The organism is Mucilaginibacter sp. Mucisp86, assembly GCF_047324315.1.
Taxonomy (GTDB): Bacteria; Bacteroidota; Bacteroidia; order Sphingobacteriales; family Sphingobacteriaceae; genus Mucilaginibacter.
This window is the reverse complement of the sequence record NZ_CP168503.1, coordinates 2,410,667-2,433,702: the sequence shown is the minus strand read 5'-3', so window position 1 is coordinate 2,433,702 and position 23,036 is coordinate 2,410,667. Positions and strand designations below refer to the sequence as shown.

At 44.7% G+C, this 23,036-nt stretch carries 18 protein-coding genes; 9 read left to right on the top strand and 9 right to left on the bottom strand.

Translation table 11 applies throughout. The features are described 5' to 3' along the window. Positions 1-8: 8 nt before the first annotated feature. Both ACEN9X_RS10210 and ACEN9X_RS10205 read right to left on the bottom strand, forming a co-directional pair. Entirely contained in the window at positions 9-323 is a 315-nt protein-coding gene (locus ACEN9X_RS10210; RefSeq protein ID WP_413670273.1) for a low molecular weight protein tyrosine phosphatase family protein, read from the bottom strand. 230 nt (positions 324-553) lie between these two features. Then, positions 554-1,090, bottom strand: a complete 537-nt coding sequence (locus ACEN9X_RS10205; RefSeq protein ID WP_413670272.1) for a YfiT family bacillithiol transferase — start codon at positions 1,088-1,090, stop codon at positions 554-556. A gap of 90 nt (positions 1,091-1,180) precedes the next feature. Here ACEN9X_RS10205 and ACEN9X_RS10200 point away from each other — a divergent pair, with 90 nt between their 5' ends. Next, positions 1,181-3,010, top strand: a complete 1,830-nt coding sequence (locus tag ACEN9X_RS10200) for an FAD-dependent oxidoreductase (RefSeq protein WP_413670271.1) — start codon at positions 1,181-1,183, stop codon at positions 3,008-3,010. Positions 3,011-3,210: 200 nt separating this feature from the next. Here ACEN9X_RS10200 and dinB read toward each other — a convergent pair whose 3' ends face one another. The 3 genes from dinB to ACEN9X_RS10185 all read right to left on the bottom strand — a co-directional run bounded on the left by dinB (position 3,211) and on the right by ACEN9X_RS10185 (position 6,153). Then, positions 3,211-4,329 carry a DNA polymerase IV gene (dinB, locus tag ACEN9X_RS10195; protein WP_413670270.1) on the bottom strand — a complete coding sequence of 373 codons (1,119 nt, stop codon included), beginning with the start codon at positions 4,327-4,329 and terminating at the stop codon, positions 3,211-3,213. Between the two features lie 293 nt (positions 4,330-4,622). Continuing rightward, entirely contained in the window at positions 4,623-5,180 is a 558-nt protein-coding gene (locus ACEN9X_RS10190) for a hypothetical protein (RefSeq protein WP_413670269.1), read from the bottom strand. 25 nt (positions 5,181-5,205) lie between these two features. Further along, a complete protein-coding gene (locus ACEN9X_RS10185; RefSeq protein WP_413670268.1) occupies positions 5,206-6,153 on the bottom strand; it encodes an SPFH domain-containing protein in 948 nt (315 codons plus the stop codon). Between the two features lie 94 nt (positions 6,154-6,247). Between ACEN9X_RS10185 and ACEN9X_RS10180 the strand changes: the two genes are divergently transcribed. Further along, positions 6,248-6,436, top strand: a complete 189-nt coding sequence (locus ACEN9X_RS10180; protein WP_413670267.1) for a hypothetical protein — start codon at positions 6,248-6,250, stop codon at positions 6,434-6,436. 188 nt (positions 6,437-6,624) lie between these two features. Here the strand turns inward: ACEN9X_RS10180 and ACEN9X_RS10175 are convergent, their stop codons facing one another. Then, positions 6,625-7,770: a CapA family protein gene (locus tag ACEN9X_RS10175; protein ID WP_413670266.1), complete on the bottom strand. Its 1,146-nt coding sequence runs from the start codon at positions 7,768-7,770 to the stop codon at positions 6,625-6,627. A gap of 63 nt (positions 7,771-7,833) precedes the next feature. After that, positions 7,834-8,439 carry a C40 family peptidase gene (locus ACEN9X_RS10170; protein WP_091209810.1) on the bottom strand — a complete coding sequence of 202 codons (606 nt, stop codon included), beginning with the start codon at positions 8,437-8,439 and terminating at the stop codon, positions 7,834-7,836. A 467-nt stretch (positions 8,440-8,906) separates the two neighbouring features. On the opposite strand from ACEN9X_RS10170, the gene pdhA reads away from it, so the two are divergent. The 7 genes from pdhA to ACEN9X_RS10135 all read left to right on the top strand — a co-directional run bounded on the left by pdhA (position 8,907) and on the right by ACEN9X_RS10135 (position 21,675). After that, positions 8,907-9,902, top strand: a complete 996-nt coding sequence (pdhA, locus tag ACEN9X_RS10165; RefSeq protein ID WP_413670265.1) for a pyruvate dehydrogenase (acetyl-transferring) E1 component subunit alpha — start codon at positions 8,907-8,909, stop codon at positions 9,900-9,902. A gap of 114 nt (positions 9,903-10,016) precedes the next feature. Beyond that, the gene (locus ACEN9X_RS10160; protein WP_413670264.1) at positions 10,017-11,675 is read left to right on the top strand and encodes a 2-oxo acid dehydrogenase subunit E2; all 1,659 of its coding nucleotides are present in this window, start codon (positions 10,017-10,019) and stop codon (positions 11,673-11,675) included. Positions 11,676-11,973: 298 nt separating this feature from the next. Next, a complete protein-coding gene (locus ACEN9X_RS10155; protein ID WP_413670263.1) occupies positions 11,974-12,399 on the top strand; it encodes a cytochrome B in 426 nt (141 codons plus the stop codon). A gap of 247 nt (positions 12,400-12,646) precedes the next feature. Continuing rightward, positions 12,647-14,056 carry an anthranilate synthase component I family protein gene (locus ACEN9X_RS10150; protein WP_413670262.1) on the top strand — a complete coding sequence of 470 codons (1,410 nt, stop codon included), beginning with the start codon at positions 12,647-12,649 and terminating at the stop codon, positions 14,054-14,056. An 86-nt stretch (positions 14,057-14,142) separates the two neighbouring features. Next, entirely contained in the window at positions 14,143-14,763 is a 621-nt protein-coding gene (locus tag ACEN9X_RS10145) for an anthranilate synthase component II (RefSeq protein WP_413670261.1), read from the top strand. Positions 14,764-15,171: 408 nt separating this feature from the next. Then, a complete protein-coding gene (gene trpC, locus ACEN9X_RS10140; RefSeq protein WP_413670260.1) occupies positions 15,172-15,954 on the top strand; it encodes an indole-3-glycerol phosphate synthase TrpC in 783 nt (260 codons plus the stop codon). Between the two features lie 354 nt (positions 15,955-16,308). Further along, positions 16,309-21,675 (top strand): PKD-like domain-containing protein, encoded by a 5,367-nt coding sequence (locus tag ACEN9X_RS10135; protein ID WP_413670259.1) that lies wholly within the window; start codon positions 16,309-16,311, stop codon positions 21,673-21,675. A 6-nt stretch (positions 21,676-21,681) separates the two neighbouring features. On the opposite strand, the gene ACEN9X_RS10130 is transcribed toward ACEN9X_RS10135, so the two are convergent. Together ACEN9X_RS10130 and ACEN9X_RS10125 are read right to left on the bottom strand one after the other, a co-directional pair. Further along, a complete protein-coding gene (locus ACEN9X_RS10130; RefSeq protein ID WP_413670258.1) occupies positions 21,682-21,873 on the bottom strand; it encodes a hypothetical protein in 192 nt (63 codons plus the stop codon). Between the two features lie 385 nt (positions 21,874-22,258). After that, positions 22,259-23,032 (bottom strand): GDSL-type esterase/lipase family protein, encoded by a 774-nt coding sequence (locus ACEN9X_RS10125; protein WP_413670257.1) that lies wholly within the window; start codon positions 23,030-23,032, stop codon positions 22,259-22,261. Between the last annotated feature and the right edge of the window lie 4 nt (positions 23,033-23,036).

The window sequence follows — 23,036 nt, the reverse complement described above, 5'->3', positions numbered from 1 at the left end:
GTGTTTACTTAGAGATATTTACTCAACTCATTCTTTAAAATAGCTACCAGTTCGGGATCATTGAATTGGTAGATGTCTTCAATATCAAGCACAATCAGTTGTTTGCCATCTATGCTGAAACGCTGCCTCAGTAGTTCCTTATGCTTCTGCTCCATCACGAAGATTACATCAGCCCGGTCGATCATTTTTTGATTTACCCTTATCCGTGCTTTATCACTGGTACCCGCCGATGAAGCTTTGTGCAAAGGATGGTTCCTGAATAAAGCCTCGGCTGTCGGGCTGCGCCACTGGTTTTTACTGCAAATGAAAAGGAGGTTGGGCATGGATTCTCGGTTATTTAAAGAATATGTCATCAATGTCCCATCAGGGTCTCTCGCAGAGGACCCTGATGTATACGCCATGCAGATTCGCTGTTCAAATTTGCTTGACAGATATTTAAAACGCGCGATGAACCTCAGGGTCCTCTGCGAGAGACCCTGAGGGAACATAAACGCGCGATGAAGCTGTATACAATTCAATATCCGAGGACAAACCTTTATCCTTTCACCTCAAATTAAACCTTCACCATCCTTTTTACTGTTTCAGTTACATGCGCCAAATGATGATTGCTGTGCCAGGCATACGTAGCGAGGCCTTTTTTCAGCGATATCGTTTCGCCCGAAGCCGGGTGTACAAACGTGCGCGCCCATTCGTTTTCGGTGAAACTTTCAAACAGGGCAACAAAATGTTGATGGATGCCTTCCAGCATTTTTAATGACGGCTCAACCGGCAAGCGGTAATCGGGCAGCAACGCCCAATCAGCCTCTTCATATGGCTTTATGGTTGGATTGTTTTCGGTAAGGGCAAGCTTAAAGCGGGTGATGGAGTTCATATGGCTATCGGCCAAATGGTGGATCACCTGGCGCAGAGTCCAGCCGCCGGTACGGTAAGGGGTATCAAGCTCCTGGTAGTTAAGGCCGGCAATTGCATGGCGTAGCTTCCCCGGCAGGGTGGCGATATCTTCTATCCAGCCGCGCATATCTTCGGCAGTGTACGAAGCCGGGGGCGCAAACTTCCCGATAGGGTATTTCATTTGTTCATCTGTCATCATAACTGTTAAAAAAATTTAAATTAGGTATTATTTTATACTACCACAAGCTTTTGACCTATTTTAGCGTTCTGTAGATTGTTAATTTAACTGATGATAAAAAAGTTACTGGCCGTACTTTTTGTTTTTAACTGTACGCTCTCCTTCGCACAAACCATTAAAACCGACATATTAGTGATAGGCGGAGGCGCAAGCGGAACAGCGGCCGCCATACAAGGCGCGCGAAGCAAATTAAAAACCATGCTGGTTGAGCAGGGGCCATGGCTGGGCGGTAGCATGACATCGGGCGGGATGTGCGTTATTGACGGCAACAGCAATTTACCAACAGGCATCTGGGGCGAATTCAGGCGCAGGGTACGGGATTTTTACAGTAAAACACCCGGTTACGATACTGCCTACAACGCAGCATTACGATTTGAACCCTATACTGGTGCAGCTATCCTCAAAAAAATAACAGACACGGTAAAAAACCTCACCGTAAAATTAAACACCCCATTTTTGGGCATTAAAAAAGACGGTACCGGCTGGGATGTAAGTATCTCCATCGACGGAAAAACCACGACCGTAAAAGCAAAAGTTGTAATTGACGCCACCGAAACCGGCGATGTAGCTGCCAAAGCAGGCGAAACCTACATTTATGGCTTTGAGAGTAAAAAACAAACTGCCGAGGCTCTGGCGCCTGATAATGAATCGCCACAACTACAGGATCTTACCTGGATTGCCATTTTGAAAGACTTTGGCACTTCGGCCGATAAAACTATTCCCAAACCCGAGAGGTATGATGCCGCAGCGTACGCCTGCCTTAAAGGGAAGAACATCAAAAAGATGCTTGATGATGGCAGGCTGCCCAACGATAAATACATGATTAAATGGGCCGAATGCGGGAACCAGTTCCCCGTTACCGCAGATAATTTAAAGCCCGAAAACCGGGAAGCTTTTTATGCTAAGGCCCGTTTGCATACTTTAGGTTTGATATACTATTTACAAACCGAACTGGGTTATAAAAACCTGGGGTTAGACGAAGATTTTACCACGCCCGATCATTTACCTTATATCCCCTACGTGCGAGAAGGCGGTCGTGCGACAAAGGGATTGGTAAGGATGATGCTGGATGATGTGTACAAACCGTACAACCGCGAATCGAAACTTTACCGCACGGCAATTGCCATTGGCGATGCCTCGCCGGGGCAGCACTACACCGATGCAGATGCTCCCAAAGTTAATTACCCCCCTTTCCCGGCGTATGGCGTACCGTTAGGGGCTATAGTATTGAAAGACCTGGATAATTTACTGGTAACGGAAAAAACCATGTCGGTAACGCATTTGGTAAATGCCAGCACCATGTACCCGTCGGTACAAATGTCTATTGGTCAGGGTGCCGGTGCTACAGCAGCATTCTGCGCATTTTTTAAAACCACTACGCAAAACTTAAATGTGCGGATAATACAGGGTGAGCTGCTCGATTTTAAAGCCTGGATAATGCCCTTTGCTGATGTTAAACAATCTGATCCATTTTTCAGAGCGATCCAGCAAATAGGCGCTTCAGGCTTATTAAAAGGAGTTCAAAAAATAGAGGGCAATACTGCCCGGTTGCTATTCCAACCTGATTCATTAGTGACCACTGCCGAAATAAGGCCAACCCTGGAAGAAACTTATACCCGCGGTTTTTTATGGTTCAATAAAGAAAAACCAGGCCCGGTGTTTACTGTTGGTAACCTGTTGTCATTTATCAGTGAAACTACTTTAACCGATCCGCACACGCTGGAAATCGCTATGCAGAAAGCCTGGAAAGAGCAATATAAGTTTGCATCTCCTTTTGATCTGAAACGCCCCGTAACCCGCCGGGAGTTTGCCGTACTGGCTAACAAGTTTTTTAATCCTTTTGCCCGCTCGGTGGATATTGCGGGGCGGATGGTGAATTAGTGTTAGAAATGTCATTGCGAGCGCAGCGTGGCAATCGCATGGAAGCAAATCCGCCCTGTATACTCTCTTGCGCTCATCTGCGATGAGTGCTTAACATGGGCTTACGTTACAAACGCCAAACCTCATTAAGCACTCGTTAAAAACGAGCGCAAGTCGAACATAAATTTAAGAGCCGTGGGGACACGGCCCGGGGAAATGACTTACAACTCCAATTCCAACTGATCCCCCGGCCCAAGCTCTTTGTCATCCCGTTGCTTAATTGTTATCTCCCCAAAATTTGAAAGTGAAATACCGAGCAAACGCACTCTCACGTCATCAACTCCTGTAACCGCCATGAGTTGTTTGGCCGTATTGCTGATGGTCTCCAGGTCGTTTATCGGGGTTGGGAATGATTGGTTGCGGGTGATCTGCTTAAAATCGTGGTATTTTACTTTGAGCGTGATGGTGCGGCCTTTCAATTCATATTTAAGCAGCCGATTGTGTACGGTGACAGCTATCTTATCAAGCTCGGCTTCCATCTCTTCCAGCGTAGTCAAATCGTAAGCAAAAGTATCTTCAGCGCCCAGGGATTTGGTTTCGCGATGGGGTTGCACTTCGCGGTTATCAATGCCGCGCACTATCTGGTAGTAAAACCTCCCCACTTTACCGAAGTGACGGGTAAGTTCACTCTCTTCAAGCTTTTTCAAATCAGCCCCGGTATGCAGACCCATTTGCTTCATTTTTTGAGCGGTCACCTTGCCCACGCCAAAAAACTTTTCGACAGGCAGCTGCTCCATAAAATTCTCGATGCTTGACGGACCAATAAATTTAAGACCATCGGGCTTGTTGATATCGGATGCTATTTTGGCTACAAATTTATTGATAGATACTCCCGCTGATGCGGTAAGCTGCAATTCGTCCTTAATGGCCTGTTTTATGAGCTTGGCAATATCAATGGCCGAGCCAATACCTTTCTTGTCGTTAGTTACATCAAGGTAAGCTTCATCTAAGGAAAGCGGTTCGATCAAATCCGTATATCGGCTAAAAATTTCCCGGATATGCTGCGATACTTCGCGGTAAACATTAAACCTGGGCCGTACAAACAAAGCATGCGGACACAGCTGCAAGGCCTTTTTCGATGACATTGCCGACCGGACCCCAAACTTCCGGGCCTCATAACTGGCGGTAGCTACCACCCCTCCACGCCCTTCAGGCAAACCACCAACAACCAATGGTTTGCCCCGATATTCGGGAAAATCCCGCTGCTCAACCGACGCATAAAATGCATCCATATCAATATGGATAATTTTACGGTGGATAATGGGTGATTGCTCAGTCATGCCGGTGAACGCAAATATAGGCGGGTTGCAGGGTTGCTGCAAAGTGTTGATAGCAGGTTAAGCGTTTGCGCCTATATTCCGATTCTTCTTAACTCGCTCGTTTTTAACGAGTGCATAACTGGGTTTGCGTTTATAACGCACAGGCGATACAATCGCCCAACCATATTAAGCGCTCGTTGCAAACGAGCGCAAGATTAGGTTAGCAGGTTTAAGTTGAGGCTTGTGCAGGTAAGCGTCCACGCTTACCTGCCCTATTATTCAAGCGAAGGACGCTTGAATATGCAAAGGAGAAACTAACTCTCCGTATCCTCCGGCAAAAATTTAAGCTTTTGCTGAAAGTACAGATCCCAGCTATGTTGTTGTTTACGATCAGTCATGTGGGCTGTATCCTCATCATAATCAGTATTAAGCTGTTTGTATTTGGCATCTATGCGGTTGAAGATGGCCATAGCCTCGTAGTTATAATTATTGCTGAAACGGGTGCGGCTTACTATGCGTAACAATTCCTGCTGCTCTAAAAAGGCGATAGTGTAGTGACCCTGTTCATGCTTTAATATCTCGGTCATTTGCTGTGGGGTACTAACCCGACTTCTGTCTAACCAAGACTTGCTGTTGTTGAGGATAAGCCTGATGTTGAAATTAAGCCGGTATCCTCCGCCCTCACGCCGGGCCTGGTAGCGGTAATCGATGGTGCAATTGGTATAAGCTACAACGCCGCCGGCATTAGCCCGCGGCGTTCCCCAAAAATCATTGGCGGTAAGCTGATGAAATGATTGCGCCGAAGCCGGCGTGATCATCCCTAAAAAACACATGGCTGTAAGGCCTATCCCCTTCACTATATTTCTTTTCATTTAAAAAAATGGCGGTTTTAAACTTTTACTTTTTGACGTTGTCGGTATGTAAAAGGTTTAAGGCCATCATTTCTTTTAACGTATGTTGCATCTGATCGGTTGAGCCATCAAGGAAAATAACATTCCCTTTCGAGTTTTCGGAGAAGTGCTTGATGGATTCTGTCCACATGGTGAATAATATCACCGAGGTATCCATGTTTGCTTCGGCCATTTCTTTGGCGGCTACGGTCATACCACGGGCAACTTCCTCACGGAACAGCGCTATACCCTGTCCGCGTAATTGTGCCGCTTCGCGTTCTGCCTGTGCCGAAATTTTGATGGCGTTACCCTCTGCCTCGGCAGCTTTGGTTTTGGTGATGAGCAGGGCCTGGCCTTCGTTTTCGGCGGCAGCCTTTAAGTTGTTGGAAGCTACTACCTGGCTCATTGATTTCATGATCACATCATCAAACGTGATATCGTTCAATTGCAGATCCTGAAGATGGTAGCCCCAGCCTTCCAGTATCACATCCAGTTGCTCTTTTACGTGTTCAACAATATCACGGCGTAATATCAGTACCTCGCTTTGGCGTTTGGTTGCTACAAAAGCGCGGATCGAGCCTTCAACGGTGCGAATAAGGGCCTGCATCAGGTTGCGTTCATCAACAAATTTAAAAGCTACGTTCTTGATAGTTTCCTCCTGTTGATCCAGTACCGAGTACAGTAGCATAGCTTTGAAGTAAACATTGGCCTGATCGTAAGTTACTGCCTGGAACTCCAGCTCCACAGAGCGGTTTTGGATGGAGATCTTTGAATAGATGTTTTCGATAAAAGGGATCTTGAAATTTAATCCCGGTGTAAGGATGCGGCGGTATTTGCCAAACACGGTTATAACTACTATTGTGCCCTGTTTTACAGACACAAACGAAGTGAAAATGGTAATAAGGATAACAACGAAAATGACGATTGTTAACAATGATCCAAATGATTCGGGCATGGTTTGGTTTATTATGTTTAAAATAAAAGTAGCATTAATTATTGGTGTGTTATTTGTTTTTTAAAAAATGCTCATAAAAAACATCACACCCGTCATGAACTTAAAACGAACATTCGGAACCATACTGAGCGTGCTTGGTATGGTCGGTCTCATTTACACCGGTATAGCTATCATTAACCATAGTGCACAAGTAACTACCATGGTAGTAATAGGGATCATTTCACTCATCTTCTTTTCAACAGGGATAAGCCTGGTGCGGAATACTAAAGATGAAGCGGCTTAAATAGGTTAGCGTGCTTTGCAAATCGCATAGCTTACTCACCCGGTCTGCGCTACGCTGGACCACCCTCTCTCCGGCTGCGCCGCAAAGAGGGGAATCGCACAAGCCCACGCTTTTTTTTCATTTAGTAACGGCTAAGGTGATGTCGAGGTGAGACAAAACAGCGTTCAATTCCTGCACCTCTTTCCTATTTACAGATTCTCACTCTGAATAACAGGATTAAGGCAGATCTCACCTGTATCGGATATCAGTAACCCGGCATTGGGGAAATCGGCTTCCGTAAGTTGCCTGATCCGGATGGCGGCCCTGTTAAGCGTATCAAGCTCCAAGCCCTTATCATGCGCTTGCCTTAGTGATATAATGCGTCCATTCAAAAACTCTCCCTTTTTGTTCAGTTTTACTTTTAGCAAGGGGGCCAGGCCGCAAACGCCAGCCACGCTCACAGATTTATAAGTACAAAAATTACCGAGACTATAAGCGATCAACCTGTTCTTATAAACTTCCATAGCCCTGCTTACGTGCGGGCCGTTCCCCAATATGATATCGGCACCTGCATCAATGGCATTATGTGCAAAGGCATTCACATCACCGCGCTTTTCGCTGATGAATGATTCCATAGCAAAGGGCACATGTTCATAAGCTACCCCCTCGCCGCCGCCGTGAAATGACACAATAAGGATGTCGCAGCGTTGTTTCAATTCGCTGATAATACGGGAGGCGTTTTTAAGATCAAGGATTGGTAAGGTGTTGGCATTGGGGGCAAAGGCGCAAAAGCCGTATTTAATGCCATTGCGTTCAAATACTGTGGAGGGGTGGCTAAGCAAGCCGCCATAATTAATACCTATGCTATCCAATACATGTGTAGTGCTCATGCGGCCGGTATCGCCAAAGTCGCCAATATGGTTATTGGCCAGGCTTAATAAATTAAAACCTGCATCTTTAAAAACACCGGCATAGGCAGTAGGCATTCTGAATAAATAAGCTTTGCTTCGTTGATGCAGTTTATAGTGGGCGGGATTTCCGCCATCAAGTAAGCTCCCTTCAAGGTTCCCAAAAGTTACATCGGCATTTCTCAATTCGCCGGCAATAACAGCAAAACTGTTTTTGGCGCTATCGGGAGGTAGGGTGTAATTATTGGGGTAGGATGTTCCTAGCATCATATCGCCAACGGCGGCTATGGATATGGATGAATCACGCTGAACAGCGGCGGTAGCTGTTGTTGCGGTATCGGGTTTAGGTTTAGGAGCAGGGGCCAGTATTTGTTTTTTATTTGGCGGATGGTTACACGCCTGTAAAAACAGCGCCAGGCCGGCTGCTGTAAGCAATAAAAATCTCATTATAAAAAAAATCCCCTCATTGAGGATGAGGGGACTAAATTAGTTTATTTATTTCAAAATCGTTTAGTTCTTGCTTTCGTCTACGTCGTCGCCCATATCGTTGTTACCCGTGGATGCCGAACCTTTAAATTCATCTTTAAATGAAGCTAACAACCTGCCTCCTTTATAAAAGAAACGGCTGTAGTAAGCATCGTCAAGGCTGCTGATAGCTACACCTCTTGATGAGGCGTGAGCAAATTTATTATTGCCTAAGTAAATACCAACGTGCGAAATGCTGCGGCTGTGGATCTTAAAGAAAACCAAGTCGCCTTCTTTCAACTCATCTTTAGCAACAGGGTTAACCATGCTGAAAATATCACGTGAGTTACGTTTGATATCAAGGTTAAAAACTTCGCTGTATAATTCTTTTGTAAAGGCCGAACAGTCGATACCTCTTCTTGAGCTTCCGCCAAAGTGGTAAGGGGTACCAATCCAATCATATACAAAGTGAAAGAGTTTCATGTTTGAGGTAGCAGATAAAGCAACTCCCATAATTTGGGAAAAGTATGCTTTACCTAAACTTTCCTGGTCGTCTTTGTTGTCATCACTGGTGCTCGGGGCACTTTTTGTTTGAGCTTGTGAAGCTACGACGCTGAAAAGTAAGGCAATAGCCAGGGCAAATTTCTTCATTTAATCAGTTTGTTTGTTGAGTTAGGGCAACAAATTGTTTATTAAATCAGACACTATGTCTATCGTGCTCTACAAAACTATTTATATTTTTTAAAATTGCAAATAAATGCTCCTTATTTTTCAAAAAATATAAAAAAGCGCTTTTTATTGCACATCCTTTTAATAAACAGGCTCTTGTACGATAACCAATGTAATTTGGTTGTAATTATTTAAGCGCTTTTTGGGGCATTTAGATAAAAACACATTATCTAAAACTTCGTAAAACGATAATTTATTGCCCATAGGTGTGTTTTTTTAAGTTTTATTTTAGCCGGATTAGCTGTGCCAAACCTGTAAAACCCTGGTTTAGCGGTGACAGACACGCTTTAAGGCCACCAAATAAAATTTTGCAACAATTTGCTTGAGGTTTCGATATTTTGCAGGATATAATTAGATTTGCGCTTTACTCCAAAAAGGTTGTTTAATACATGAGTTCAATCGAAATAAACAAGGACACCTACCTGATGTGGTACGAACAGATGCTATTGATGCGCAGGTTCGAAGAAAAAACAGGACAGTTATACGGACAACAAAAAATCAGGGGCTTTTGCCATCTGTATATTGGGCAGGAGGCTGTTTTAGCCGGAGCTATGTCTGTAATTAAACCTGAAGACAGTTTGATCACCGCATATCGCGACCATGCTCACGCGCTTGCTAAAGGTGTAACTCCAAAAGCCATTATGGCCGAGATGTATGGTAAAGCTACCGGATGCTCAAAAGGCAAAGGTGGTTCTATGCACATGTTTGATAAGGAAAAGAATTTTTATGGTGGCCACGGTATTGTGGGCGGTCAGGTGCCACTGGGTGCCGGTATCGCTTTTGCCGAGAAATATAAAGGTACTGAGTTTGTAAACATTGCTTACATGGGCGATGGCGCCGTACGCCAGGGTGCGCTTACTGAAACCTTTAATATGGCTGCGCTTTGGAAGTTACCTGTAATTTTTGTTTGCGAAAACAATGGTTACGCTATGGGTACTTCTGTTGAGCGTACTACCGCACAAACTGATATTTATAAATTAGGTTTGCCTTATGGTATCCCTTCGTCACCGGTTGATGGCATGGATCCAGCTGCGGTTCACGTAGCAATGGACGAAGCTGTTCAGCGTGCACGTGCAGGTGAAGGCCCAACCTTCCTTGAAATGCGTACTTACCGTTTCAAAGGTCACTCTATGTCCGATCCGCAAAAGTATCGTACTAAAGAGGAGTTGGAAAGCTACAAAGCAAAAGACCCTATTGAAGCCGTTAAACAAACTATCCTTGCCGAAAAATATGCTGATGAAGCATGGTTTGATGAAATGGATGTTAAGATCAAAGCTATTGTTGATGAAGCAGTACAATTTGCTGAAGAGTCACCATGGCCTGATGCTTCCGAATTGTATACCGATGTATATGTTCAGGAAGATTATCCTTACATCAGGGACTAAGTTTTAAGTCGGGAGTGTTAAGCCCAAAGTTAATAATCAAAAACTTTCGGACTGTGGACACCAGACTTTCGGACAATAAAAAATTACTAAAAATTAAACACATATAAATAGTATATGGCCGAAGTAGTAAAAATGCCTAAGATGAGCGATACCATGACCGAAGGGGTATTGGCTAAATGGCATAAAAAAGTTGGCGATAAGGTTAAATCTGGCGATGTATTGGCCGAGATTGAAACTGATAAAGCTACCATGGATTTTGAATCGTACCAGGATGGTACATTGCTGTATATCGGTATACAGGAAGGTGCTGCTGCTCCGGTTGACGCTGTTATTGCCATTTTAGGTAAAGAAGGCGAAGATTACAAATCTTTACTTGATCAGGCTGGCAGCGGCGCTGCTGCTAAACCGGCCGAAGAACCTGCTCCTGCTGCTGATAAAGCACCAGCCGCTACTCCGGCACCAACCGCTCCAAAGGTTGATTTGTCAAGCATCCCGGCTGTGGTTATCCGCATGCCGTTATTGAGTGACACCATGACCGAGGGCACCATTGAAAAATGGAACTTTAAAGTTGGCGATAAAGTAAAAGCAGATGATTCATTGGCCGATGTGGCAACCGATAAGGCTACCATGGAGGTTGTAGGTTATGAAGCCGGTACTTTATTATATATAGGTGTTAAAGAAGGCGAAGCTGCTAAAGTAAATGATATCATTGCTATAGTAGGTAAAGAAGGTACCGACATCACTCCATTATTACAGGATGGTGGTTCGGCCCCTGCCGCTGAAGCTGCACCTGCTGCTGAAACTAAAACTGAAGCTGCTGAAGCAACTGCTTCTGCTACTGCAACTGAAAGCTCATCTGATGACAGTCGCGTAAAAGCATCTCCGCTTGCACGTAAAATAGCTAAAGATAAAGGCATCAACCTTAATGATGTAAAAGGTAGCGCTGAAGGCGGCCGTATCATCAAAAAGGATATTGAAGAATATACACCATCTGCTAAGCCGGCTGCTGCTCCTGCCGCTGAGGCCGCACCTGCTGCTGCATCTGCACCTGCCGCAAAAGCACCTATCGTATTGCCAACCTTTACCGGCGAAGAGAAATTTAGCGAAAGACCGGTTACTCAAATGCGTAAAGCTATCAGCCGCCGCTTAAGCGAAAGCTTGTTCACTGCTCCGCATTTCTATGTAACCATGACCATTGATATGGATCAGGCTATTGTTGCCCGTACCCGTATGAATGAGATTGCCCCGGTTAAAATTTCATTTAATGATTTTGTTGTTAAAGCTTGTGCCGTTGCCTTAAGGCAACACCCTGCTATCAACTCATCATTCCTGGGTGATAAGATCCGCACTAACGAGCACGTTCACGTTGGCGTTGCTGTTGCTGTTGACGAAGGTTTATTGGTTCCGGTTATCAAATTTGCCGATGGTAAATCATTAAGCCACATTTCGGTTGAAGTGAAAGAGTTTGCCGGTAAAGCAAAAGCTAAAAAACTGCAGCCAAACGAAATGGAAGGTTCAACTTTCACCATTTCAAACCTTGGTATGTTTGGCGTTGATGAGTTTACTGCTATCATTAACACACCTAACGCTTGTATCCTTGCTGTAAGCGGCATCCAGGCTGTTCCGGTTGTTAAAAATGGTGCGGTAGTACCTGGCAACATCATGAAGGTAACCCTGAGCGCCGACCATCGCGTGGTTGATGGTGCTACAGCTGCTGCCTTCCTGCAAACATTAAAACAATTATTAGAAGAGCCGGTAAGGCTGCTGATATAATTTCGGATATCGGATTTTCGATTTCGGATTTTGAAAAGCGATGGGTTTAGGCTCATCGCTTTTTTTGTTTTGTGCTGAGAATAAAAGCCTTGTCATTGCGAGGAGCGCGGTGGGCCTGTGCGATGGGGCGACGCGGCAATCGCATGCTATGCAGGGCGACTATGCTTCCGTGCGGTTGCCACGCTGCGCTCGCAATGACATTATTAGATCAAAACAAACACATATCTGCAAAAAATGACACAATGACCTAATGACTTCAATGACCTATATGCGTATATTCACGGCAAAATTTTGATGTATGACACTTTATAGCTTTTTTAAGGAATTCCATTCCGGTTTCAGGTACATTGTTATAGTACTGGTATTGCTGGCCCTTGTACGCGCGTTTATGGGTTGGCTGGGTAAAAGACCTTACGGCGAGGGAAACCGCAAACTTAACCTGTTTGCCATGATCTCGGTGCATACTCAATTTTTACTGGGCATCATCCTGTTTTTCATTAGCCCGATGGTGCAGTTTAGTAAGGACACTATGACAAATCCTATCACCCGTTATTGGACTGTAGAGCACTGGGTGATTATGCTCATTGCCATCGCGCTTATCACTATCGGGCATAGCAAATCAAAGAAAGCTACACTGCCCGAGGCTAAGCATAAAGCCATCGCTATCTTTTATTTGATAGGGATTGTACTTATTTCGGTAGGTATAATGCTTATTCCACAGTAATTCTACGTAGCTAATAGGATTTAGCAAATAAATAATTTCACAAAAAATTTGACAATTCAAATTTCTTTATAAATTTGTGACCGCGATGATTAAAAACACACATAAAAACAGCTGGTGGCACCAATTAAATTGGCAGCCGGCTTGCGCTTTTTGATCAGAGACAACCTAATCAATTGTGAACCTAAATAGGAAACCCGGCGACCCCAATTCGCCGGGTTTTTTGTTTTAAGATATTTTGAAAATAAACATGAGCACATTTAAAATTACTACCACTTATAAAAAGCTACTGGCGGATACCACCACGCCGGTTAGCATTTACCTTCGCCTGCGCGATGTATTTCCCAACTCGCTGCTGCTGGAAAGCTCTGACTATCACAGCCGCGAAAACAGTACCAGCTACATTTGCTGTGAGCCCTTAAGCGGCATAGTGCTGAACAACGGCGTGCTGAAAAAGCAGTACCCCGATGGCAGTCACGAAACGCTTGAGCCCGGCACATTTGAGCTGATAGAACAGATCAATAGTTTCATAGGCAGTTTTGAAACGGATTCGTTGCCGCTGAAAATGATCACCAATGGTTTGTTTGGCTATTTTACCCATGAAGCGGTTGAACATTATGAAACCATTAAACTAAAGCAAAGCGATAATACCGACCGTAAAATACCGGTGATGCAGTATCACATTTACAGGTACATCATCGCTATCGACCACTTTAAGAACGAACTCTACATCTTCCACAACCAGCCCGAAGGCGCTCCAACCAACGGCGGCATCGAAAAGCTGGAATACCTCATCAAAAACAAAAACTTTCCCGAATACAGTTTCAAAAGCAATGGCGATGAAAAATCAAACCTCACCGGTGATGAGTTCATTGCTATAGTGGAGAAAATGAAGCAGCACATTTACCGTGGCGACGTTTTCCAGATAGTGCCTTCAAGAGCTTTTTCGCGTACCTTCCTGGGCGATGAGTTTAACGTTTACCGGGCCCTGCGTTCTATTAATCCATCGCCATACCTGTTTTATTTTGATTTCGGCGATTTCCGGATATTCGGCTCATCACCAGAGGCTCAGATCACCATAAAAAATAATGTAGCCAATATTTTCCCGATAGCCGGAACATTTAAACGCAGCGGTGACGACGAGAAAGATGCCGAATTGGCCCGTAACCTGGAGAATGACCCCAAGGAATCGGCAGAACACGTAATGCTGGTTGATCTGGCCCGTAATGACCTGAGCCGCCATTGCGAAAATGTGACAGTTAAAGCATTTAAAGAGGTACAATATTATTCGCATCTGATTCACCTCGTATCGCATGTAAGCGGTAAGCTTAAACCTGGGGCATCGGCATTTAAAGTTGTGGCCGATACTTATCCGGCGGGCACATTAAGTGGCGCTCCCAAATACCGGGCCATGGAGATCATCGACGAAAATGAGAACATCAAACGAAGCTTTTACAGCGGCGCGATTGGTTTCCTGGGTTTTAACGGCGACTTTAATCATGCCATTATGATCCGTTCGTTTTTAAGTAAAAACAATACGTTGCATTACCAGGCCGGTGCGGGTATAGTAGCCGGTTCAATACCCGAAAGCGAATTGCGGGAGGTTGATACCAAGATCTCGGCTCTAAGAAGGGCCTTTGAGTTGGCGGAGGAGTTGTAGGCGACGCCCCCTAACCCCCTAAAGGGGGAATAATGGTGGACAAAGAAGTTATATAGATATACAGATAGTTTTAAGATATAAATACAATGAACGAAAACACAAATACTAATCAAGGCACCCCCTTTAGGGGGCGGGGGGGGCGAATCCTGATTATAGATAATTACGATTCCTTTACCTATAACCTGGTGCACTTGGTTAACGAGCTTGGCCTGGAGTGTGAGGTTTGGAGGAACGACCAGTTTGCCATTGAGGATGTGGAGGCTTTTGATAAAATCATCCTTTCGCCGGGGCCGGGCATACCCTCAGAAGCTGGTTTGCTGCTGGATGTGATAGAAAAGTATGCACCTACTAAGAGCATATTTGGCGTATGTCTTGGTCAGCAGGCCATTGCCGAAGCATTCGGCGGCAGTTTGTACAACCTCAATCAGCCGATGCATGGTATAGCAACGCCTATAAAAGTTACCGATGGCGAAGAGGAGCTTTTTGTTGGACTACCCGAAAGTTTTAAAGTTGGCCGTTATCACTCATGGGTGGTAAGTGGTAATGATCTGCCCGATTCATTACAGGTTACTGCTATTGATGAAGCCGATAACTCCATCATGGCGCTTAAACATAAACAATACGATGTAAGGGGGGTACAGTTTCACCCTGAGTCTATCCTAACCGATTATGGTAAAGAAATGATGCAAAACTGGCTAAAGGCTTAGTTTTAAGGAATAATGATAACTTTGTTCGCCTTGATTGTTAAAGAAATAAATCTATATATGTCATTGCGAGGAATTATCAGGAAAATCCTGAAAAAAAATGTTATGATGTGTATGCTATGTTTTAGGGGTGTTGCGCGGGGGCCGCGTTAAGGATAGAAGCGTAACGCCCACAGCGCGGGTTGGGTTTGCGAGCAGGAAAGGCGAGGACTTGCAGCGGATAGCCCGGGCCGCAGGCAACGCCCATATTACAAAACAGACTTAAAAATATACTTAATAATCAACAACTTACGGTTGTGTCATTATAGGCGATAGCGTGGCAATCTCGTAGCATGAAAAGCATATTGTACAGTTGCAGCTACGAGATTCTTCGTTCCTCGCAATGACGTAAAATATTAGTACTTCGATCTTATGACCATACTTGATAAAATAGTTGCCAATAAAAAAAGAGAGGTTGCTTCGGCAAAAAAACGTACATCGTACACTGTACTTGAAGAGTCGGAACATTTTCACCGCGATACTTATTCATTTAAAGAGTTTTTACTTGACCCGACACGTACCGGTATTATAGCTGAGTTTAAACGTAAATCGCCATCAAAAGGTATTATTAATGACAAAGTGAGGGTTAGTGCCGTTACTACCGATTATGCTGCAGCCGGAGCCTCGGCACTTTCTGTTTTGACCGACCGCAATTTTTTCATGGGCCGCAAAGCCGACCTGGTGAAAGCCCGTTCGGTGAATAGCATCCCTGTTTTGCGCAAGGATTTTATGATTGATGAGTACCAGGTGATAGAAGCTAAATCATTAGGTGCCGATATTATTCTGTTGATAGCCGCCATACTTACTCCTGCCGAAATTGATACCCTGGCCAAACTTGCCAAAAGTATAGGCTTGAATGTATTGCTTGAGGTACATAACCAAGAAGAGCTGGAACGGAGTATCAACCCTAATCTGGATGCTATTGGCGTAAATAACCGCAACCTGGCCGATTTTACTGTATCGGTAGAAACCTCATACAAATTAGCCAAACACATCCCCGCCGAGTTTATGAAGATCTCGGAAAGCGCCATCAGCGATCCCGAAACCATCCGCCATCTTAAATTGGAAGGTTTCAATGGTTTCCTTATTGGCGAAACCTTTATGAAACAGCAGGATCCGGGACAGGCCATGCGCGATTTTGTGGCTTTGTTATAAGCCGGAACGATTACTCTCCGCGTACTGCATAATGCTGCCGGCTGCGGAAGGTGTGCCTGGCCGTTTAGCTAATTGTATAAAATACACCATTAAGACTTATTTTGATGTCCGGTTATTTCTTAGCCGGGCATTTTTTTTAACCAGTAAAATAAATACTTTCATTAGGGTTTCAATGTTCATTTTGTTCATGTTTTTTGGAACATTTTTTTAGTATTTTACGTATAAGGGCACACATCATTGCCAGGTTGGTATAAAACAGGACAACTATCTGCCAATCTTAAAAAACTGTGCTCAATAAGGGGAGTCGTTAACATGAGCCGCTTGCAGCCACATTTATTGAGTATAAAGAGACTTATGAAGAACATTAATAAGCCGTTACTTGTACTATTTCTGCTGATCCTCACTTCCTTTGCCGGGTACAGTCAAACTTGTACATTAAATGTAACTATATCCTCGCCCGCTAATACGATATGTTCGGGAAAAAGCGTAACCTTAACTGCAAATGTAAGCGGCGGTACCGGCCCGTTTACCTATGTTTGGAGTACCGGTGAAAATACCTCATCCATTGATGTAAATAAAGCCGGAACATATACTGTAACAGTAAGTGATAAAACCCCCGGCTGCCAGCCAAAAGCTACCAATTTTGTGGTAACTGCCGTGGCTTCTCCTAATCCGCCTACTGTTGGTAACCAGGCTGTTTGTCCCAATACATCGGCAACATTAACAGCAACAGCGCCGGGCGGAACTTACCAATGGTATGATGCCAACGGCAATTTCCTGTTTACAGGTAATCCGTATGTAACACCTGCCATTACTCAGGCTACGCTTTTTTATGTAGAAACAACTGTAGGTAGCTGTACCAGTACCAGAAGCTCGGTTATTGTTTATGTAACCGGAGGGCCGGGTGTACAGTCAGATCCAGTATGTTACGGATCGCCGGCAACTTTAAAGGCATCCGGCGCAAATAGTTATGCATGGTATGCCGATGCTTCAGGAACCGGAACGCCTTTAAGTATTGACGCTACGTTTACTACTCCCGCTTTATTTGCAAATACAACTTATTATCTTTTTACGGTAACTAACGGTTGTTCCAGTGCAGCCATACCTGTAGTTGCCAGGATAAACGCGCCTCCTGCCGTTCCGGTAGTAAATCCGGCCAATAACAGCGTTTGTTCAGGGTCGTCAATAAACTTGCATGCCGATGCCTCAGGAGTAGTTGAATGGTATGACGTGCCATCGGGAGGTACTCCGCTAATTTCAAGTCCGGATTATACTACCCCTGTACTTACATCGCCGGTGACCTATTACGTGCAAACACGAGTGGGCGATTGTACAAGCAACCGTATACCAGTACCCGTATCTGTAACGCCAATACCGGCAGCGCCACCTTCGCAATCGCCTGCCACCTGTTATGGTACAAGTATTACTTTAACTGCCGATCCATCGCCCACTGGTACCTATAATTGGTATACATCAGCAACCGGTGGCACTGCAGTAGCCACAGGCAATACTTTTTCGACCCCGGTTTTAACAAGTAACACAACCTATTATGTTGAGCATACTACCGGCAGCTGTACAACTGACCGTACCCCGGTAACAGTTGCTGTTACCCCTGCACCGGATGCACCGGTTGTGCCCGACGGTCCGGTAGTTTGTAATGGGTCATCAACGCCGTTAACTGCAACATCAACGCAAGGCGGAACTTTTCAATGGTTTACCACAGCTACCGGCGGCACTGCCCTGTTTTCCGGAGATACTTTTACAACACCGGCTTTAACAGCTACTACTACTTATTATGTTCAAACTACAGTGGGCTCATGTGTAAGTGACAGGTCGGCAATTACAGTAACGGTACTTGACGCTATCCCAGCCCCTACAGCTCCGGGAACAACAACATGTTCCGGCACTTCGGCCACCCTCACAGCAACCGGCTCACCCGATGATTATGAATGGTATGACCAACCTACAGGCGGTAATCTTCTGATAACCGGCAACACCTATGTAACACCTGAGCTAACAGCAAATACAAACTATTATGTGCAAAGCATAGCCAATGGTTGTAACAGTCCGCGTGTTGCAGTAACCGTGCAAATTACTCCATTACCTGCTGCACCATCTGTTAATGGTACAGCAACGGTATGCCCGGGCCAATCAGCGACTTTAAGTGTTTCGGCTTCGGGCGGAACTATTCAATGGTATACCGATGCCACCGGCGGTACGCCGGTGCACACAGGCAACACTTATACCACCGATCCTTTGTTTGCTCAAACCACTTTTTACGCCGAGGCGGTTAATGGTTCTTGTATTAGTTCGCGTACTGCTTTTACGGTATCGATAACACCAATTATTGATCCTCAGTTCCGGTATCCGTCGGGCACGATATGTACATCAGGAAGCAATGTTTCGCCCGTTATTTATAATCCGGCAGGCGGCACTTTTACTTCGTCGCCTTCAGGGCTTGTTTTTGTAAGCAATACTACCGGCGAAATCAATGTGGCGGCAAGCGCATTGGGAAAATATACTGTAATTTTTACTTATGGCGGTACATGTGCAGGTGCAGCCAGTCAAAGTATATCCATAGTAACAACACCCGACGCCAGTTTTTCATATAATACCCCGATCTGTAATGATTTAAAAAGTGCACTGCCTATATTTCCGGCAGGGGCCAGCGCCGGCATTTTCACCGAGCCATCAGGTAAACTGAAATTTAAAAACAGCAGTACGGGCGAGATCGACCCGGTTAATAGTTTGCCTGGAACTTATGCCATAACCAATACCATAGCCGCGAGCAGCGGCTGTGCACAAAGTATTGCCACGGGCTCTATAACTATTTACGATAAAGTTTTAGTGTATGCCGGGCCAAATCAACCCGTAAAGCAGGGTGATCCGGTACAATTAGCCGGAGAGTTTGGAGGAGGAGCTACATCCGTAAAATGGACCGGCGGTGCTGGTACATTCTCTGACCCAACAAAGAAGAATGCTGTTTACACTCCTGCAGCAGGAGAGAAAGTAGTAACACTAACTTTAACTTCCAATGATCCTGCCGGCCCTTGCAGCGCAAATTCAAGTACTGTTACTATTACTATAAACCCGGCCCCGGCGGCGCCAACTGCTCCCGGTAAAGCTGTTTGCACAGGCAACACAGCCACACTCCAGGCATCAGCACCAGGTGGTACATATCGCTGGTATAGTGATGCTACAGGCGGTACAGCCATTAAAACCGGCCCTGTGTTTATAACTCCACCAATATTGAATGATATTACCTATTATGTTGCAACAACTGTAGGCGGTATTACCAGCCAACGTACACCTGTATTGGTGCAGGCAGTGGCCCCGCCCGCAGCACCCGTGGTTGGTACAGATAACAAGGTAACGGTTTGTGAAGGGCAGTCTGCAATACTTACAGCAAGTGGTTCAACTGGTACTTATACCTGGTATAACGTTCCTGTTGGGGGCACTCCGGTAAGCCAAAATAATACTTTTTCCACAACTCCGCTAACTATCAACAGGACTTATTATGTAGAAACTAAGGTTAATAACTGTATCAGCGAACGCACTAAAGTAGATGTAATAGTTACCCCTGCCCCGCAGATAACAAGCAGCTCCGCAAGCGATCCGGTATGTAGTGGCACAGCATTAAATTATACAATAACTGCCGATCAGCCCGGTGCAACTTTTTCATGGGACCGCAAGGCTGTGCCCGGGATCAGTAACCCTGCGGTGGCCGGTCAAACAACAAGCTCTATTACTGAAACACTGATCAATAACGATCCCAACGGCACTGCTGTTAATGTAACTTATAATATAACACCGTACTTAAACGGTTGCCCCGGACCCGTATTCAATTACACTGTGATGGTAAATGCACTACCAACTGTTACAAGTCCTGCCCCGCCCGCAGTTTGTAATGGTACAAGTACCAATTACCAGGTTCAATTTAGTAGTCCGGTAGCAAGCTTAACCTGGAGCCGCGCGGCGGTTGATGGTATCAGTAACGCTGCTGTAACCGGGCAGGCGGCACCTACCATAAAAGAAGTGCTTTACAATACAACCACTGCGCCAATTGACGTTACATATGTTTTTAACTATAAAACCAGCAGTTGTACGGCGGCACCATATCCGGTTACGGTAAGGGTTAATCCGGGAGCGGTTCTTACCAATCCACCGCCTTCGGATCCGAAATGTAATAACACACCGCTGGGGATTATTTTGGAATCCAATATATCTACAGCCACTTATTTATGGAGCCGGCCGGTTGTACCCGGTATAAGCAATGCCGCTGTTACCGATCAAACGGCAAACCCTATCAACGAAGCATTGGTTAACACCACAACAAATCAAATTCAGGTTCCTTATACCATAACACCTGTTGCATTTGGTTGTCCCGGCACCCCTGTTAAATACACTATAGTTGTACAGCCCCAAACAGCGCCAGCCAATGCGCAGACCAACAGCCCTGTTTGCGAAGGCAATGAAATTTTACTGCAAACCCAGATTGTTGCTAATGCAAAATATTTGTGGACAGGGCCTAATAATTTCAGATCGGAAGATCCAAACCCTGTTATTCCTAATGCTACTGCAGCTAACGCTGGTCCTTACAATTTAGTTTTGATAATTAATAACTGCCCGGGCGAACCAAGTCACGTAGACGTTAAGGTTAATCCGCTTCCAATTGTCGTTGCCGGCCCTTCGCATAATGTATGTGTTAATGATCCATTTATACAACTTGCCGGCGATGTGGAGAGTGTATATAGAACCGGTATCTGGAGTACCAGTGGCAGCGGCACTTTCTCTAAACAAGATGATCCGACAGGTAAATATTTTCCATCAGCTGCAGATAAGAATGCCGGTTCTGTTACTTTAACTCTTACATCAACGAGCCCGGATGGTTGCGCAGCGGTACACAAAGATGTTACATTCACCTTTGCTCCAAGCCCCGGTGCCGATGCCGGGCCGCCAAGCATTGATAATGTTTGTAACCAAAACCCTATGGTACCGCTAAATGGTCAGCCGCTTTCAGGCGCCACCGTTAAGTGGACTTCAGCATCGGGCTTAGGTAAATTTATTCCTTCGGATATTGTGCCCAATCCAACCTTTCAGCCCGATCCTGTTGATATTGCCAAAGGCTCTGTTAAATTAACGCTGAGAGCTACCCAGGCCGATGATTGTCATACACCTACTGATGATATCACCATCAATTTTGTTCCGCCACCAACAGTGCAGGCAGATGCTGCTGGTGATACAAGGTATGTTTTAAAAGATCATACCATCACTTTAAACCCGGTGGTAGGCAGCGAAAACGTAACATATGAATGGAGCCCGGCTACGGGACTGGATAATACTACAGTGAAAAACCCTGTAGTAACCGGCGATCAGGATATAACGTATCAACTGAAAATCACCGATAAATCAAACGGCTGTGTTAACTATAGCCAGGTTGCGGTCAAGGTTTCGCCGGTGATAAATGTAAGTAACACTTTTACTCCTAATGGCGACGGGATAAATGATAACTGGGAAATTAAAGGCCTTGTAGCGTATGAAAACAGTACTGTTGATGTTTATAACCGTTACGGACAAGCTTTATTTCACTCTGTAGGATATCCTAAGCCCTGGGATGGTACTTACCAGGGCAAAGCACTGCCATCCGGTACTTACTACTATATAGTAAATACCAAGATGAATAACATCGTGCTTTCGGGCTATGTAGTGATTTTACGTTAATGAAACTTAAAGCAGTTTTAGAACTATTAAAAGCGCCACAAACGAAAATACAGCCATATTCATGAACTGTTTTGACCTTTGGTTTGCCTGGATAATTTCAGACACACGACCATTATCAATGAAGCGGTAATATCTGCGGCTATAGCCGTATGATATTATAAACAGGATTAAAGGGATGTAGAGCAGCAAGTATTTCATTAGCATAAAATTAAGCATAGCACATATTTTTATGCTAATGATTAAGAAAACTGAACGGAATGAACAAAACAATCCTATTCCAATTTCAGCACTTTTTATTGGCGGTTAACGAAATGAATTGAGCAATTCTTAGCCGTTAACTTAAGCGATTTCCTTAACAAGAGATTTTAAAAAAATCCCTCTTGAGCGCGTGCGCAACGGGAACGACAATTGTTGAGAAGATGAAATTTGCATAGAAAAACAAACAAAAACTATGTCATTGCGAGCGTAGCGTGGCAATCTCGTTGCCAATGCGTGTCTGATCTGCATAGCCACGAGATTGCTTCGTCGTTCCTCCTCGCAATGACATGGTTTTTAAGCCAACATTCCCAGCGATAGGCAATCCTCATTTAAAATTTCGCCTTACAACCTTATTAATAGCCATTCCCCAAAACTTACCTAAAGCTTCAGCCCCTTTTTTATTGGGATGAAGGTAAAACGTGCCCTGTTTACCATTCTCAGGGATGAGGTCAGTTAAATGATTTTTCTCAAAATAAGCGAAGGCTTTGGTATCGCCCACAAATACCTGTTTGGGGTTTGATGTAGCATATGATTTTACAAGCCCATCTATCATCGGTACATAGCTTTGTAACCTGTTTAAGCCTTCCTGTAAGTATTTTGCACCATTATAGGTATTAGGGCTATACCATAGCGGATGCTGGAAAATGATAACCGCTTTCGGGAAATCTGCCAATAATTTATCAACTATGGTCTTCAAATTTTTTTGATAATCTTCGGGCGATACGGGTGCGCCGTGCGGCCCATGTATGGCACTGTCATTTGTGCCAAGTTTTATCGAAAATATCAGCAATGCGTCCTTATTGGTAAAAGCGTTGGCGGCATCTTCAACTTTGGCAAAAGTGCCGGTGCCGGGCAAAAAATCGAGCGTAGTATAGCCGCTATGGCCCTGGTTGCTGAAACTTACCGTATCCAGGTTTTTTTGTTTCTGCAGATAAGCTACAGCTGTTGCGGGCGGGGCTTCGGTAGCTGCATCGGTCAGTTGGACACCCTGGGTTATACTATTACCGATAAACACGACGTTTAGATTGCTTTTTTTATGCTGTGCAAAGACCTGGTTAATGGAAAATAGAATAACAATGAGTATGAACTGTTTTTTCATGTGG